Origin of the sequence: Sulfurimonas hydrogeniphila, assembly GCF_009068765.1 — a bacterium.
GTDB lineage: Bacteria > Campylobacterota > Campylobacteria > Campylobacterales > Sulfurimonadaceae > Sulfurimonas > Sulfurimonas hydrogeniphila.
The window spans coordinates 1,234,229-1,249,516 of record NZ_CP035534.1; the positions used below are offsets into that span (position 1 = coordinate 1,234,229).

Consider the following 15,288-nt stretch of genomic DNA (forward strand, 5'->3'; position numbering starts at 1 on the left):
ACTCTCTAAGACTTGACAATTTCAGTGTTATTACAATATAATTACATATCAAATATATTTGGAGTTATAAAATGACAATGCTTACAAAAATAGGAAACTCACAAGGTGTAAGAATCCCCAAGCCAATCATTGCTCAAGCACAACTTGAAAACAAACAGCTTGATTTTGAAGTTGTTAAAGATGGTTTGTTGATCAAACCTATAGAAATAAAGAATAGAGAAAAATGGCAAGAAAATATTCAAGAAGTTTTGCTAAAAAACAGAAACATTCAAGATGAAGCAATATTAAATGATATGCTAAATGACAGTGATTTAGAAGATTACGAATGGTAAAAAATATTAAAAGATTTGATATAGTTTTAGTTAAACTAAATCCAACAGTAGGCTCAGAAATACAAAAAACAAGACCGTGTATTATTATATCTCCAGATGAAATGAGTATGCTAAAAACGGTTATTGTAGCACCTATGACGAGCAAAGGTTTTGATTTTATATTTAGACCAAAGATAAAATTTGAAGCTAAAAATGGTTTAGTATTGTTAGATCAAATAAGAACTATTGATAAGTCAAGAATAGTTAAAATATTAGGAAGAGTAGACACTAAAACACAAAAGGTTATAGCACAACTTTTAGTAGAAATGTTTGACTATTAAAAGAATGATAACAAATCAGAGAAGTTCAATTTTGTGTGAAGTATGAATGAGTCTATCCATCATAGCACAGGTTAGTTTATGAAGTAAAAGAACTTGATAAAATAGTAAGAGTTTTAAGAATGTGGTCATACTATGAAGAATGAGATACAAAAAAAGCTCATCAAATAAGCAAAGATACATCCCCCTTATATATTAATCTCCACTTTTAGAGTATAAGATGACAAAGATATAACAAAAACGAGGAGACTAATAATTTTTCTAGCGGAGAATTATCGCTCACGACTGCCGTTATATCATTACTTTTATCTTTAAAGGAAGGTCTGGAGATGTTGTCTTGATTTTTAGGGGCATTATACTTGAAAACTTCCAGTGAAGTTAAAGTTCAGAATTTAAGTACTTTTTACTTGAGTTTTGATACAATAGAGAAAATTAAGTCTAAAGGGTAAAAAATGCAACTTCAATTAAATATAAATGATTTTAAAGCAAATATTTTTTTAGAACTTTTAGATGTATTTAAAAAAGATAATTTAATCAAAGACTATAAAATCATTACCACTTACAATGATGATGAAAAACAGATTTTAAATGACTTAAAAGAATTAAAAATCGACTTAAAAAATGCTTATAAAACAAAAAAAATATTCAACTTAATGATATCTAACGCTATTGCAAGTAGTAGAACAAGAGCTTTATAGAAAAGCATATAAAAAACTTTCTAAACAATATAGGCATCTTGAACATGATATAGATGATTTTTTAAACTCTATAAATTCAAAAGAAGATTTAGGTGTAGAACTAAAATCAAATATTTTTAAAGTAAGAGTAAAAAATAGTGATAAGAACAAAGGAAAAAGTACAGGATATAGACTCATAACTTATTTGGCTATTATCGACAATGAACTGCACCTTCTTTATATATACGATAAAAGTAAATTAGAAAATTTAACAGAAAAAGAAATTGACAATCTAATACTTCAACAAATTAAATAATAAAGATATAACAAACAAGAGTGCTGAAGTTATTAAACTCGATAATTCAAATGATGAAATCATCAAGAATTTTTAAATGTTAAAAAACTAAAGAAAAAATTTCCTAAAATCACACAATTGTCTTAATTGGATATAATTGCAATAAATAATGCAGGAAAAAATATTTAATGAATTTTTTATCAAAAGAAGCTCCGCTTCAAAGCTCTATATCTTCGATGAAGGCTGTTTTGTCTGATGTCGGATGCGAAACAGTTTTTCAAGAACACAAAAATCCCCTCACTCACTGTTATTCGGTGAATCTCAGCTCAAAAGAAGCACCCGGACATATCTATTCCAACGGTAAAGGTGTACTCAGCGATGCTTCTGTGGCAAGTGCTTTGGGTGAGTATATTGAGCGTCTGCAGACAAACAACTTTTTTATAGATTTTCATTTGCCAAAGAGAAAATATTATCCTGATGAAGTTGTTTTTTCTTTTGATGAAGCGTATCTCAGCGATGAACTTATGGCAGTGTACAACCCTGAGAACAATCTCTCAGCTGAAGATTTGGTGGATTTCAACAGCGACTATGAAGACAAAATTGTCGCACTTCCTTTTGTCAAACAATCCACACAGGAGCGTGTTGCCATTCCGCTTAATATTTTAAGCAATCTTTATGTGAGCAACGGTTTGGCGACGGGAAACACCCCTTTGGAGGCAAAGGTGCAGGCTCTGAGTGAGATTTTTGAACGCTATGCAAAAATCGCTATCATTAAAAACGGCTATGCCCTGCCGAAATTTCCTGATGAAGTTGTGAAAAATTTTCCAAAAGTCTATGAAGATGTACAGGCATTGCAAAAACTCGGCTATAAGGTCGAAGTGTTGGATGCTTCTTTGGGCGGACAGTTTCCCGTCACTGCCATTTCATTGATAGATCCTAAGAATGCTACACTTTTTGTCTCTTTTGGAGCACATCCTATTCTTGAAGTCTCACTTGAACGCACAATGACCGAGCTTATGCAGGGACGTTCTCTTGAAAATCTTGACAGTTTTGAAGTGCCTACTTTTGACATGAGCCTTGTCTCAGACAGTTTTAACCTTGAATCACACTTTATAGACTCCAACGGCAAACTCGGATTTCTTTTTTTGAGTGCCAAAAAGAGTTTTGGGTATGTGCCTTTTGCATATCAAGGCAACACAACGCAGGAAGAATACGATTATTTGACGGGTATTTTACAAAAAATGGACAAAGAGTTTTACATCAGAGAATATGATTACCTCGATTTTTACTCCTGTCAAATCATTGTTCCCGGTATTTCAGAAGTTTATCCCATAGAGGATTTGATATATAACAACAAAAACAACGGCAAACTTATCCGTGATATGGTACTCAATTTTACAAAATATGACCCGCAGGAAATTATGCTTGAGATTGAATCATTGGAAGACTCACTCAATATGGAAAAATACATCGGTGTCATCTTTGTGAAAAATTTTACAATGGCTGAATTTAAAGCACAGATTTTATTGCGTCTGGGGGAGTATGACGAGGCACTGGAGTTGTTGGAATACGGGACAAACAAACTCGGTCATCTCGTAGTAGAACTTGCTCGAATGCAGGAGATGCAACTTGATTATGAAGAGTACAAAGAAGCTTTGTATGAGGTGTTTTCCAAAGAAAAAGTAGTAAAATCTTTGGGTATTCTCAATAATACAGACTTTTTAATAGAAACAACGCTGCATAAAGACTACACTAATATGCTTTCCCTATATGACAAACTTGAGAGAAAAAAATGCACAATGAAATAGACCTGATACTCAAACCTGAATTTACACAGCAGATACAAAACGGTTATCCTCTGCTTATGAAAGAGTATTTTGAAGATTGGCATAAACTCGAAGAAGAAGGCAGTCTGCTTCACTTGTATGACAAAAAAAAGAGATTCATTGCAAAAGGCTACTACGGATTACAGAACAAAGGGCATGGCTGGGTTCTTTCACAAAAAGAAGATGAAACCATAGACAGCGAATTTTTCAAAAGAAAAATCAAAGAGGCACTCTCCTACAGAAAAGATTTCTTTGCCGACACGCAAACAACTGCCTTTCGGGTTTTTAACGGTGAGGGCGATGGCATCGGCGGCTTGAGTATTGATTATTTTGAAGGCTATTATCTCTTTACATGGTACAGCATCGGTATTTATACATTCAAAGAGAGTATACTCGAAGCTTTTAAACAGAGTATCGACTTTAAAGGAATCTATCAGAAAAAACGCTTTAATACAAAAGGCATGTATCTCGATGACAAAAGTGACTTTGTATCTGGACAAAAAGCACCACAGCCTTTACATGTAAAGGAAAACGGGGCAAATTTTGCCGTTTATTTGGATGATGGGGCAATGGTGGGAGTTTTTTTGGACCAGAGAGAGGTCAGAAAAGCCATTCGTGACAAATATGCAAAAGGAAAAACCGTTTTAAATACTTTTTCCTACACGGGCGCTTTTTCAGTATTTGCAGCCCTTGGCGGTGCAAAAAGCACGACAAGCGTTGACTTGGCAAAACGAAGTTTACCAAAAACGCAAGAACAGTTTTCCATCAACAACATTGATTTGAAAAATCAGAATATCATTGTTGAAGATGTCATTTTATACTTTAAATATGCCGTGAGAAAAAAACTGCTTTTTGATATGGTTGTCGTTGATCCACCGAGTTTTGCACGTTCAAAAAAACATACATTCAGCGCTAACAGAGACTATGTAAAGCTGCTCAAAGAGGTCATACAAATAACAAATAAAGGCGGTATTATCGTAGCTTCCACCAATGCTGCCAATTTCAGTATGATGACTTTTGGCAGATTCATAGATAAAGCTTTCAAAGATGTAAAAATAAAATACAAAGTGCTAAAACGCTACTCTCTTCCAAAAGATTTTCGCGTGGCAGAAAAATTTCAAGAGGGTAATTACCTCAAAGTCGTTTTTATAAAAAAACTTTAGTTTGTCTCAAGAATAAAATATCCGAGATAGTTTTTTATCGGTTTATGCGCATTTACCCAACTTGAAATACCGCCTTCGAGATTGACAACATTGTTAAAACCCAAATCTTTGAGGGTTTTTGCAGCCATCAGACCTCTAGCCCCTTTGAGACAATAACAGACTATTTGATGATCACTTAAATCAACAAGTTTGTCATCAACGGCGAATTCCAATTTCCCCCGAGGAATGGTAAAAACAGTTTTAGCAGGGATGACACCGCTTGCAAACTCGTCAGATTCCCGCACATCAATCAAAACCATATTTTCCAAGTCAATCTCTTCAACCTGAATTTGCTTTATCTCTTTCTTTGCCGCAGTCAGCAGTTCTTTTAAATGCCCCTTGATAAGGTCAATATCACACCTTTCGTAATACTTTTTCATCTGTTCGTTATGGTTCATGAAAGCTCCTTTACATGTATTGCATACTAAAGTATACAACCAAACAGCTTAATCATTAAGTTCCTTTAGTATTTCTAAGTATTTTTAGATAAAATACTAGAAAATATAATGAAGAGATTTTGAATGAATATTCCAACAAATTTAATCAAAGATAAAAAAATTCTCCTTGGTGTAACCGGCTCTATTGCTGTGTACAAAACACTCGAACTCGTCAGGGAATTCATTAAAGCCGGAGCAGAGGTAAAGGTTGTTATGAGTGAGAGTGCAAAAAAATTTATAACTCCGCTCACTTTTGAAACCCTCACTTCAAATCAGGTCCTTGATGACACAAACGAGTCCTGGGCAAATGAGCATAACCACATTAAAATCACCCAATGGGCAGACATCATGGTCATTGCTCCTGCAACGGCAAACACCATCGCCAAACTTGCCAATGCCATTGCAGACAATATGCTGCTGCAATGCGCGCTTGCTTTTAGCGGTATGAAAATTTTGGCACCCTCGGCAAATACAAATATGCTCCAAAATCCAATCACTCAGGCAAATTTGAAGATGCTCGGCATTGCAAACTATACTATTTTAGAGACGCAGACAAAAGAGTTGGCCTGCAAGACCGTCGGTGACGGTGCTATGGCCGACCCTTTGGATATTTTTTATCAAACCAGCCGTGAACTTTTAAAAGAGGAGTTTTGGGAACACAGACGGGTGATAGTAACCGGCGGAGGCACGATAGAAAAAATAGATGAAGTGCGCTACATCTCAAACTTTTCAAGCGGAAAAATGGCATCGGCTTTGGCAACGGCACTCTATTTAAAAGGGGCAGATGTTAATCTCATCGCCACAAAATTTGACCGTGACCTGCCTGTCAATATGCATAAAATAGACGTAGAAGACACACAGGAGATGCTTGAGTATCTTGTCGATTCCATACGCATTGCAAAAAAAGGCAAGCTTTCAAAAGCGACACTCATACGTGACGAGCATATTCATCTTATCCAAAAAAAGCCTTATCTCTTTATGGCAGCGGCGGTGAGTGACTATGTTCCTGAATTTCCTCAAAATACCAAACTTAAAAAAGAGGATTTGGGTGAAAAGTGGGAGTTGCATCTCAAAAAAAATATTGATATTTTAAGTACCATCGACAAAGAAGGCATTACAGTCATAGGTTTTAAAGCAGAAATGGACAAAGAAAAAGCCGAAAAAAATGCAAAAAAGATGTTACAGGAGAAAAAACTTGACGCGGTCTGTCTCAATGTTTTACAAAATGCCTCAAGCTTTGGCAGTGACGAAAATGAAATAGACTTTATTACACCACAAAAAAATGTGCACATACCAAAAGCGGACAAATTGCATGTATCTTTTGAAATAATCAAAAATGCAAAAGAGCTGCAAGAATAGATGATGAACAAGGCCAGACATATAGCCATCATAATGGACGGAAATGGACGATGGGCAGAGCAACAGGGCAAAAAAAGAGTCAAAGGGCATGAAGCAGGTGCAAAAGTCGTCAAAGCAATCACAACCTATTGTTCAAATGATGAAGATATAGAACGCCTGACACTTTATGCCTTTTCAACGGAAAACTGGAAAAGACCACGTCTCGAAGTTGAGTTTTTAATGAAACTTTTGGAAAAATATCTCAAAGACGAATTGCCCTCTTACTTACAGAACAATGTCAGATTTGAAGCTATCGGTGACATTCGTGCTTTTTCAAAATCACTGCAAAAAACCATACAGACGGTAGAAGAAAAAACGGCGCATTGTGACGGATTGGTGCAGAGTCTCGCCCTGAACTACGGTGCACAGGATGAGATTCTTCGTGCTATAAATTCTTTAAAAAAACAGGATGAGAACATCACACTGGAGATGCTTAACAATGCACTTGACTGCAAAGTAGCCGTAGATATACTCATTCGTACCGGAGGAGACAAGCGGCTTTCAAACTTTCTGCTTTGGCAGTCGGCATATGCAGAGCTTTTTTTTACAGATACGCTCTGGCCGGACTTTACATGTAAAGAATTAGAAAAAATTCTACAAAAATTTACAAAAATTGAAAGACGATTTGGTGGTTTAAAATGATGGAACTTGGCATAGCTTTTATACTCGGTATACTTTTTGGTTCTTTTTTAAATGTTGTCATTCTTCGCATACCAAAGGGAGAAAGCGTTGTTTTTGATGCGTCACACTGCCCTGCATGCAATGAAAAGCTCAAACCCTGGCATAACATTCCGCTTTTTTCATGGATTTTTCTAGCAGGAAAATGTGCCTACTGCAAATCACATATTTCTGTGCAGTACCCGCTTATAGAACTTCTCTCAGGTTTTATTTTTGTCATTCTTGCCAATAAATTCGGACTGAATCTACCGGCATTTTTCATAGCTTTGAGTTTTTTGATGCTTTTAGCGCTTTCGGTTATAGATTTCAGATACAAAATGGTACCCGATTCACTCAACCTCTTGGCTATTTTCTTTGCCATACTCGGCGCATGGAGTATTCAAGGTTTTGTTCTTAACCTGGAAAACGCCCTCCTTTTTGCCGGTGGTTTTACACTCCTGCGTTTTACTCTTTCTTATTACTTAACATCATCTGTATTTAGAGCCGGACTAAAAACGAAAACATCCTGGAACAGGCACTATGACAGAACACCTTTTATAGAAGCTATGGGAGAAGGCGACATTATGGTAGCGGCTGCAATGGGCGCACTTTTGGGAGTCAAACTTGGTCTTGTTGCCATTTTTCTCTCAGCCCTCTTGGCTTTGCCGGTTATGCTCTTGCTTCTTAACAAATCAAAAGAGGAACAACGCGTCCCCTTTGTGCCTTTTTTGGCACTTGCAACTTTCATAGTCTATGTGTATGATTCTCAAATACTCAGATACATCGAGGCAAACTACTAATGCTGAGATTAAAAAAATATATACTGAGTAACTTTTCTGCTCTTTTTATGTCCATATTTTTGCCATTGTTTGTCATAGCATCGGTAATATTTTTAATTAAACTCTCTACCTATACGGCTGTTATTCAACTGACTATTTTGGAAATGGGCAAACTGTATCTTTTCATACTGCCTGAAATTCTTTTTTATACGCTGCCTATTACATTTTTTGTCGCAGCAACACTTTCTTTGTTTAAACTCTCAAATGACAATGAAATAATCGTTATTTTTTCACTTGGCATTGCACCGGGTTTTATCATCAGAACCTTTTTCAAACCTGCTTTCATATTAAGTCTGCTGCTGGCATTTAACTTCCTGGTTGTTGCACCCCATACGACTACTTTGTCAAAAAACTTCCTCTCCTATAAAAAGAGTGAAGCAAAATTCAATCTTGCAGCAAGTGAATTTGGAAACAGTTTTGGGGACTGGCTTTTATACATCGGAGCAAAAAACGAAGACGGTACCTTTTCCAAGGTATTTTTGTTTAACAAAAAACAGGAAGAAGAGATACTCATTGCTGCAAAAAAAGCCAAAGTTATTAACGATTCGGGAATTTTACGTCTTCAGTTAATGGATGGAGAAGGTTACAGTTATTCAAAAGAAAAATTTTCTCAGATAAATTTCCAAGAGATGCTTATCAACGATACGCTCAAAGCAGACTTGACCACCTATGAACAACCCTTGCAGTACTGGCTCTCAAAAGAGAATGCCGGGAGAAAAAAACATATCTTCATTAAAGATACCTTGCTGAGTCTCTTTCCGATGATAACACTTTTTTTAATCGCAAGCATCGGTATAGTTCAGGTAAGACATCAGAAGTCTAAAGTCTATTTATATCTCTTTGTAAGCATAGTTTTATTTTATGGAATGACAATAGGTTTGGAAAAAATGTTTCAATACTATACGATTCCTGTTGTTGCACTTTCATGGCTGATAATAACATATGCCATCTATAGAAAAACCATCGTCAATAAGTTTTAATTCACATGAGAGCAGCATTGCATTTAGCCTATAACGGCACTCATTTTTTTGGTTCTCAAACACAAAAAGAGACATCTGATACAGTCCTTGGTGAGCTTGAAAATGTTTTGAAAAAACTGGGAATTGAGCAGAAAGTCGTGGCAAGCGGGCGAACTGACAAAGGCGTCCATGCTACTATGCAGGTCTGTCATATAGATTTACCGCCCTACTGGGATGATATGGAAAAACTCAAAAAAGTTCTCAATAAAATGCTCTGTGATGCTTTACATGTAAAAAGAATCATACATGTAAAGGATGATTTTCATGCACGATACAGTGCAAAAAAAAGAAGCTACCGTTACATCATTAAAACAAAACAGAAAAATCCTTTTGAAAGTGATTTTGTTACTTTTTTAGAGGATGTAAACCTGCAACAGATACAGCAAAACATCGCTCTTTTTGTCGGAGAGCATGATTTCAGACAGTTTATGAAAACAGGCAGTGACGTAAAATCTACTACAAGAATTATATACAGAGCTTTTGCCTATCAGTACAAAGGCTACATTGTTTTATACTTTGAGGCCAACGGATTTTTGCGCAGCCAGATCAGACTGATGGTCGGTGCACTTTTGACACTCCCTAAAGATGCAATACAAGCACAGCTCAACTGCACCCAAAAGTACAAAATCAAACCGGCACCTCCAAACGGGCTTTATCTTGCAAAAATCAAATACTAGACTTCCTTCGGTTTCACGCTCCAGATAAATACAAGCGGTATAAACAGCAGAGTCAAAAAGGTACCTACAATCAAACCGCCAATTGCTACCGTTCCAAGCGGTGCCAAACGCTCCAACCCAATGGCAGATCCAAGCGCGACAGGCAGCATACCGGCAGAAGTTGCAAACGCTGTCATAAGAACAGGCCGCGTTCGTATCTTGATACTCTCAACCATTGCTTCAAAAGTACTGTATCCTTCTTTCATCTTTTCGAGTGCAAAATGGATTAGAAGGATCGCATTGTTGACGATAATACCACTCAAGAGGATAAATCCCATCATTGCCGGCATAGAGGTATGGTAGTGCATAAGAAGCATCATCCACGAAGCCCCTATAATGGTAAGCGGTATCGAAAAGACTATCATCATTGAAATTTTTACAGAGTTGAACATGGCGATGAGGGTAAAAAGTATCAATATAACTGCAAAACCAATGGCCCCTACCATTCTTCCTGCAGAGTTTTTAAACTGTTTTATATCTCCCGTCTGCTCCATTGTCACACCATCGGGCAATACTTTACCCGCAAAGGCTTTATCAAAGTTTGCCATTATATGAGAAATTGCCGCCTTTTCCCGAAAACCGTACACATTCAGAGTATATTGCAATCCTTCTCTTGTAATCAGAGACGGCTCCTGCACCATTGTGATCTTTACCATATCACGCAAAGGTATTTTTCCTCTTTTTGTCGTAACAAGATAGTCTTTAATTTCTTCAATACTTTCTCTCTTTTTCTTGTCTACCCATACTCTTATGCCAAAATCCGCACTGTTTTGCAGATAAAATGAAGCTGCTTTTGCCCCGCGTACAAAGAGTTGGAGTTGTTTGGCTATCTCTTCGTTGCTTAAACCGTAATAGGCGGCTTTTTTCTCGTCTATACTGAATTCATAAACTCTTTTGCTCGCAAGCCAGGTTCTTGAAACACTGACGACCCCGCCTGTATGTTGCATTGCATCCGCAACAATGTCACCGGCCTTTTGCAGTTTTGTCACATCATCGCTGTAGAGTGTTACATCAATATTTGCACGAAGACTCGCAATCGCTGTTGCACCATAATCTACAACATCCACACTGTTTACATTTTTTATTTTATTCAGTGCTTCACGCAGTTTGCGTTCTATCTGCCAGATACTCTCTTTTCTTTTGTATCTGTCTACATAGGTTGCCGATATGCTGATGTGGTCTATAGAACTGCCGCTTCCTATACTCATAACACCCGCTTCACTTCCAATGGCACTTGAGAGATACAAAAGTTCTCCCTGTTTTGTTATGATTTTGTTTGCCTCTTCTACTACTTTTTTACTCGCTTCTATAGGCAGATTCGGATCCACTGTGATGCTGATTCTTACTCCTCCTGTATCCATAGGCGGCATCAGTTCCTGTCCGACAGTTGGCATAACACCTTTGACACTTGTAAAAAAGAGCAGAAAAAGTACCGCCACATACAACAATGCAATGCTTTTTTTCTTTGCACCCAAAGAGACGGCACGCACAAAAAAATCGGCGATTGCACTGCTGAATCCTCCTGTGATTTTTTCAAAAAAAGCTTCGCTCTTTAAAACAAAAGGAGATTTGATGGTAAGAATTTTCAGTGACAGCAAAGGAACTGCCGTTATAGATATAACATATGAAGCTGCCAGTGCCAAAAGCAGTGTTGCTACAAGCGGTTGGAAAATTGTCTGCGGATATCCTCCTACAAAAAGCATAGGAGAGAGGGCTATCATCGTTGTGATCGTTCCACTCAAATCTGCAAACATAATCTCTTTGGTTCCGTTATAGACAGCTTTGTGTATCTCATCATGGAGTTCTCTGTAATGCCTTTCAATGTTTTCCATCACGACTACAGCATCATCCAAAAGAAGTCCCAGTGCCAATATAATGGCGGTAAGCGTGACAACATTAAACTCTATATCCATAATCCACATAAGGGCTATAGTGGTAGCATAAACAAGTGGAATGGTAACCAAAACAACCAAAACCTGACGAAAAGATGCCAAAAAGAAAAAAACAACAAGCGTCGACATAATGATGGCATCGCGCAAAGATTCAAACATATTGTTTGTACTTTGCACTATAGTGTCTTTTTGCGTATCGGTAATTACAAAAGAGAGATTTTTATATTTGTTTTGCAGTTTTTGTATCTCTTTCTCTACTCGTGCGATTGTTCTTATTACATCAGCATTACCGGTTCTCTGTACAGCAATGGCGATAGCATTTTTTGAATTTCCATAGTATTCGGCACTGTTGTCATAATGTCCAAAATAGATTTTTGCGATATCTTGCAGTTGTATCTCTTTGGTAATACTGACTTTTTTCAGCTTGGCTACAGTATCACGTTTTCCATGGGCCCGCAAAAGATATCTTTTGTCTTTTCCTGTAATAAATCCAATAGCAAAGTCATTATCATTTGCCCGTAATTTGGCAACAACCAGGGCTATATCAAGATTGTAGCGCTCAAGTTTTTCTTTATCGACGATAACCTCTATCTCTTTTTCATAGCCGCCAAATACATCCACATTGGCAACACCCTGTACTTTAATAAGCTTATGCTTTATCTGTGTTTGCACAATTTGCCTGATATCTTCCAAAGAGGCATTTCCCTCTTTTGCACTGACTGCATATGTCACTATCGGGGCAGTTGCTTCTGTTATTTTTATAATCTGGGGATTTAAAATGGATGCAGGCAGTTTGGCCCTGATTTTATCAAGCGCATTGGAGACATCACTTGTAGCACTGTCAATATTTTTTGTATACTCAAACTCGGCAGAAATCACACTCACTTCATCAATGGTTGTTGAGTAAACTCTTCTTATTTTGTCCAGTGTATACAGCTCCTCTTCCACAGGAATGGAAACATTCGCCGCCAAACCTTTCGCTGATTCTCCCGGTTCTACAATTACCACAGCTACAGTTGGATAATTGGAATCCGGAAAAAGTTTTCTGTCTATTTTGTTGTACCCGACAAGGCCCAAAAATAAAAACAGTGCCAAAAATGAAATAATAAAATAGGGTCTTGAAAGTAAAAAATCCACTATGGAAAAACTATTTTTCATGCGTCTGCGCCTTGTCGATTATTATCTTTCCATAGGCTGGAAGCATAGAAAGTTTTGCTTCAGAACCCAGAGCCACTCTATACTTTGGACATGGAGATATGACAGCCGCTCTGTTGTCTTCCAAAAGCAGGTCAACGGCAAGTTTTGAAAATTTGCCTTCTTTGTATTGCATTACATATACACCCTCTTGTGTATGCAAAAGTGCATTTAAAGGAACACTGCATCCCTTTGCATTTGCAATTTCAACGTTGATATGAACAAAAGATTTGTTTGCAAAATCTATGCGTTTTTGCAGTGTGACTTCGGCAACGAGCAGAGCATTTTTTGCATCATCATAAATCTTGCTGACTCTTCCTATCAAGCTTTTTTGCAGGTAAACCTTTTGTCCTTTGGCTATTGGTATCTGATTTTGGGAAAAAGAAAAAGTCAGCTTTTGCTTCTGTGTATTGAGTGTGACAACAGGTTTTCCTGCCGGAGCGATGGACCCTTCATCCAGGAGTTTAGAGCCGATAACACCGTCAAAAGGGGCTACAAGATTCAGGTAATTCAACTGTACCTTTGTTTGTGTTATTTTTGCCTCCGTCGATTTGACAGCTGAACGTTTTGTCTGATACTTTGCATTCGAAGCATCAAGTATCTCTTTGGAAACAGCTTCGATTGCATAAAGCTTTTTATTTCTTTGCAAAATATCCTGAGCATTTTTTAAATCAAGCATAAATGCTTTTTTCTGTGCTTTGAGTGATGCAAGATTTGCTAAAATATCCTTATCATCAAGCGTCACCAAAAGTTCCCCTTTTTTTACTTTGTCATTTTCATGCACATATATTTTTTTGATATTTGCTGTAAATTTTGAAGCGATATCTGCCTGCTTCAAAGAAAACACCTCTGCCAGAAATTCTCTTTTACGAGAAACATTTTTTTCCTTTGCTACAGTAGTCTCCACACTTTTACTATACTCTTTTGCTGCAGGCAAAGCAGCCACATGCTCTTTTTGTTTTTTCAAAAAAATTCCTGCGCCTGCTATTACAATAACACCAAAAACAATCAATACAGTTTTTTTCATCTACTTCACTTCCTTTTCTAAAAGATATTCTTTATAGTATTTCGCCTTTTGATACCCGTATTTTGCTTCTGTCATTTGGGCATAGACCAGCTCTTTTTTTGCCTGTGTATCCAACAAATCCACAAGAGAAAGCGCATTGTTTTCATACTTGATTTGTTGGGCTTTTTCTATCTCCTGCAAAAGTTCATACTGACTTTGCAAAGCTGTATAGTCTGCCTGTGCGATTTCTATTTTGGAATTTGCAATTTTTAAATTTTTTTCCAACTCCAACCGTGTTATGCTTTTGTCTATTTTTGACTGCATCAGAGCAATCTTTTCTTTGGCTACATCTGCACTTTTTGCTCCGAAATCATAAAGGTTCCACTGCAGGTGCAAACCTATCTGCCATACATTTTCACTGTTAAAGTCATTTTTGTTTAAATATGTCACACCTGTCTGAGCAAAAGTATTTGTCGTTGCATTGGGTCCCATACTGTAGCCGTAATATGCACTGAAATCCACCTTTGGATAGTACAGTGCCTCTGCGGTACGAACTCTTTTTTGTGCTATATTGCTTTTTAGTGCAGCAATTTTTAATCGGCTTAAGCTTTTAAGGTCCGGTTCGCCCTCTTGCAATCCCTCAAAAGTGACACTGACCTCTTCTGCTTTGTCAAATTTGTCCGAGGCAATCATTTGCGAAAGAGAAGCTTTTAAAATTGCTATATTTGAGGTTATCTTATTTTTATTTGCCACTGCTTCCACATAGGCATTTTTTGCCTCCAGCATGTCAAGTTTTGATTTTCCTCCAAGCTTATATGCTTTTTGTATATACATGTAAAGACTCTTTTTTGCCTCTATATACTTTTTTTGTGCTTTGAGCTGCTCCTGCAGTGATAAAAGAGAGAGATAAATATTTTCTACATTGTAAATGAGCTCTGCTTTTGCAAGTTTTATTTTAAAAAGACTGTTTTTATATGCCAAATCCGATATTTTATAGCTGTTTTGTTTGGCAAATCCGTCAAAAAGCGTCACATTGTAAGAGATACCCGTAGAGACCAAATCATTTGTTGTTGGCATCTCATAGGCACCTGTTGGAGAAGAAACGATTTGCATTGGTGTTAACGGCACCAGTGTTCGTGCATTGTTGTAATGGTCATAATTGAGTGTAGCATCAAATCGACCAAGGTTCTGTGCCTGCTTTATACGCCTGCTTTTTTGTGAAACCTCTTTATCCAAAAAGATTTTTTTCAAAGAGTTATTGTGCTGTAATGCCTCATCTATTGTCTCCTGCAGACTCATCGCTTGCAGCGAAAGAGGCAAAAGAAAACCTAAAACCAGTTTTTGTATCATGTTCATCCAGACCTTGTAAAAAATATAGCTAATTCTAACACTTTCGTATTAACTCATTGTTAAGAGGACATAATTCTGTATTGACTCTTTTTATGATATGATATAACTGATTTTTATATATGAAGGATATT

Annotated in this window: 15 protein-coding genes; 11 read left to right on the top strand and 4 right to left on the bottom strand. The window is 37.0% G+C overall.

Going from position 1 to position 15,288, the window contains the following annotated elements; all coding sequences use genetic code 11:
• The first annotated feature begins 77 nt into the window (after positions 1 to 77).
• From ETP70_RS06545 to ETP70_RS06570, 6 genes are all read left to right on the top strand, one after another.
• Positions 78 to 332, top strand: a complete 255-nt coding sequence (locus ETP70_RS06545; RefSeq protein WP_230973229.1) for an AbrB/MazE/SpoVT family DNA-binding domain-containing protein — start codon at positions 78 to 80, stop codon at positions 330 to 332.
• Positions 326 to 652, top strand: a complete 327-nt coding sequence (locus ETP70_RS06550; RefSeq protein ID WP_151900429.1) for a type II toxin-antitoxin system PemK/MazF family toxin — start codon at positions 326 to 328, stop codon at positions 650 to 652. Before ETP70_RS06545 ends, ETP70_RS06550 begins: the two co-directional genes overlap by 7 nt.
• A gap of 449 nt (positions 653 to 1,101) precedes the next feature.
• Entirely contained in the window at positions 1,102 to 1,347 is a 246-nt protein-coding gene (locus ETP70_RS06555) for a hypothetical protein (RefSeq protein ID WP_151900430.1), read from the top strand.
• Positions 1,319 to 1,642: a hypothetical protein gene (locus ETP70_RS06560; RefSeq protein WP_151900431.1), complete on the top strand. Its 324-nt coding sequence runs from the start codon at positions 1,319 to 1,321 to the stop codon at positions 1,640 to 1,642. The genes ETP70_RS06555 and ETP70_RS06560 overlap by 29 nt, the downstream gene beginning before the upstream one ends.
• Positions 1,643 to 1,809: 167 nt before the next feature.
• Positions 1,810 to 3,429, top strand: coding sequence for a YcaO-like family protein (locus ETP70_RS06565; RefSeq protein WP_151900432.1), 1,620 nt, complete (start codon positions 1,810 to 1,812; stop codon positions 3,427 to 3,429).
• The gene (locus tag ETP70_RS06570; protein ID WP_151900433.1) at positions 3,414 to 4,610 is read left to right on the top strand and encodes a class I SAM-dependent rRNA methyltransferase; all 1,197 of its coding nucleotides are present in this window, start codon (positions 3,414 to 3,416) and stop codon (positions 4,608 to 4,610) included. Before ETP70_RS06565 ends, ETP70_RS06570 begins: the two co-directional genes overlap by 16 nt.
• Here the strand turns inward: ETP70_RS06570 and ETP70_RS06575 are convergent.
• A complete protein-coding gene (locus tag ETP70_RS06575; protein WP_151900434.1) occupies positions 4,607 to 5,047 on the bottom strand; it encodes a rhodanese-like domain-containing protein in 441 nt (146 codons plus the stop codon). The genes ETP70_RS06570 and ETP70_RS06575 overlap by 4 nt on opposite strands.
• Before the next feature lie 123 nt (positions 5,048 to 5,170).
• On the opposite strand from ETP70_RS06575, the gene coaBC reads away from it, so the two are divergent.
• From coaBC to truA, 5 genes are read left to right on the top strand one after another with little or no spacing between them, the layout of a single operon-like run.
• Positions 5,171 to 6,445 carry a bifunctional phosphopantothenoylcysteine decarboxylase/phosphopantothenate--cysteine ligase CoaBC gene (coaBC, locus tag ETP70_RS06580; protein ID WP_151900435.1) on the top strand — a complete coding sequence of 425 codons (1,275 nt, stop codon included), beginning with the start codon at positions 5,171 to 5,173 and terminating at the stop codon, positions 6,443 to 6,445.
• 3 nt (positions 6,446 to 6,448) lie between these two features.
• Positions 6,449 to 7,126, top strand: a complete 678-nt coding sequence (locus ETP70_RS06585) for a di-trans,poly-cis-decaprenylcistransferase (protein WP_151900436.1) — start codon at positions 6,449 to 6,451, stop codon at positions 7,124 to 7,126.
• On the top strand, positions 7,126 to 7,941 hold the full coding sequence (locus ETP70_RS06590) for a prepilin peptidase (protein WP_151901523.1): 816 nt from the start codon (positions 7,126 to 7,128) through the stop codon (positions 7,939 to 7,941). The genes ETP70_RS06585 and ETP70_RS06590 overlap by 1 nt, the downstream gene beginning before the upstream one ends.
• On the top strand, positions 7,941 to 8,960 hold the full coding sequence (locus tag ETP70_RS06595) for an LptF/LptG family permease (protein WP_151900437.1): 1,020 nt from the start codon (positions 7,941 to 7,943) through the stop codon (positions 8,958 to 8,960). The genes ETP70_RS06590 and ETP70_RS06595 overlap by 1 nt, the downstream gene beginning before the upstream one ends.
• A gap of 5 nt (positions 8,961 to 8,965) precedes the next feature.
• Positions 8,966 to 9,676, top strand: a complete 711-nt coding sequence (gene truA, locus ETP70_RS06600; RefSeq protein WP_151900438.1) for a tRNA pseudouridine(38-40) synthase TruA — start codon at positions 8,966 to 8,968, stop codon at positions 9,674 to 9,676.
• Here the strand turns inward: truA and ETP70_RS06605 are convergent.
• Genes ETP70_RS06605 through ETP70_RS06615 form a run of 3 tightly spaced genes read right to left on the bottom strand, consistent with a single transcriptional unit; the run spans position 9,673 to position 15,163 of the window.
• Positions 9,673 to 12,765: an efflux RND transporter permease subunit gene (locus tag ETP70_RS06605; RefSeq protein WP_151900439.1), complete on the bottom strand. Its 3,093-nt coding sequence runs from the start codon at positions 12,763 to 12,765 to the stop codon at positions 9,673 to 9,675. The genes truA and ETP70_RS06605 overlap by 4 nt on opposite strands.
• Positions 12,755 to 13,828, bottom strand: coding sequence for an efflux RND transporter periplasmic adaptor subunit (locus ETP70_RS06610; RefSeq protein ID WP_151900440.1), 1,074 nt, complete (start codon positions 13,826 to 13,828; stop codon positions 12,755 to 12,757). The genes ETP70_RS06605 and ETP70_RS06610 overlap by 11 nt, the downstream gene beginning before the upstream one ends.
• Positions 13,829 to 15,163, bottom strand: coding sequence for a TolC family protein (locus tag ETP70_RS06615; RefSeq protein ID WP_151900441.1), 1,335 nt, complete (start codon positions 15,161 to 15,163; stop codon positions 13,829 to 13,831).
• Positions 15,164 to 15,288: the final 125 nt, after the last annotated feature.

Excerpts from the sequence above, each read along its gene's own strand:
- ETP70_RS06610 (WP_151900440.1), bottom strand. The coding sequence starts at position 13,828 with ATGAAAAAAACTGTATTGATTGTTTTTGGTGTTATTGTAATAGCAGGC.
- ETP70_RS06615 (WP_151900441.1), bottom strand. The coding sequence starts at position 15,163 with ATGAACATGATACAAAAACTGGTTTTAGGTTTTCTTTTGCCTCTTTCG.
- ETP70_RS06575 (WP_151900434.1), bottom strand. The coding sequence starts at position 5,047 with ATGAACCATAACGAACAGATGAAAAAGTATTACGAAAGGTGTGATATT.
- ETP70_RS06555 (WP_151900430.1), top strand. The coding sequence starts at position 1,102 with ATGCAACTTCAATTAAATATAAATGATTTTAAAGCAAATATTTTTTTA.
- ETP70_RS06570 (WP_151900433.1), top strand. The coding sequence starts at position 3,414 with ATGCACAATGAAATAGACCTGATACTCAAACCTGAATTTACACAGCAG.
- ETP70_RS06545 (WP_230973229.1), top strand. The coding sequence starts at position 78 with ATGCTTACAAAAATAGGAAACTCACAAGGTGTAAGAATCCCCAAGCCA.
- truA (WP_151900438.1), top strand. The coding sequence starts at position 8,966 with ATGAGAGCAGCATTGCATTTAGCCTATAACGGCACTCATTTTTTTGGT.
- ETP70_RS06565 (WP_151900432.1), top strand. The coding sequence starts at position 1,810 with ATGAATTTTTTATCAAAAGAAGCTCCGCTTCAAAGCTCTATATCTTCG.
- coaBC (WP_151900435.1), top strand. The coding sequence starts at position 5,171 with ATGAATATTCCAACAAATTTAATCAAAGATAAAAAAATTCTCCTTGGT.
- ETP70_RS06605 (WP_151900439.1), bottom strand. The coding sequence starts at position 12,765 with ATGAAAAATAGTTTTTCCATAGTGGATTTTTTACTTTCAAGACCCTAT.
- ETP70_RS06585 (WP_151900436.1), top strand. The coding sequence starts at position 6,449 with ATGAACAAGGCCAGACATATAGCCATCATAATGGACGGAAATGGACGA.
- ETP70_RS06590 (WP_151901523.1), top strand. The coding sequence starts at position 7,126 with ATGGAACTTGGCATAGCTTTTATACTCGGTATACTTTTTGGTTCTTTT.
- ETP70_RS06550 (WP_151900429.1), top strand. The coding sequence starts at position 326 with ATGGTAAAAAATATTAAAAGATTTGATATAGTTTTAGTTAAACTAAAT.
- ETP70_RS06595 (WP_151900437.1), top strand. The coding sequence starts at position 7,941 with ATGCTGAGATTAAAAAAATATATACTGAGTAACTTTTCTGCTCTTTTT.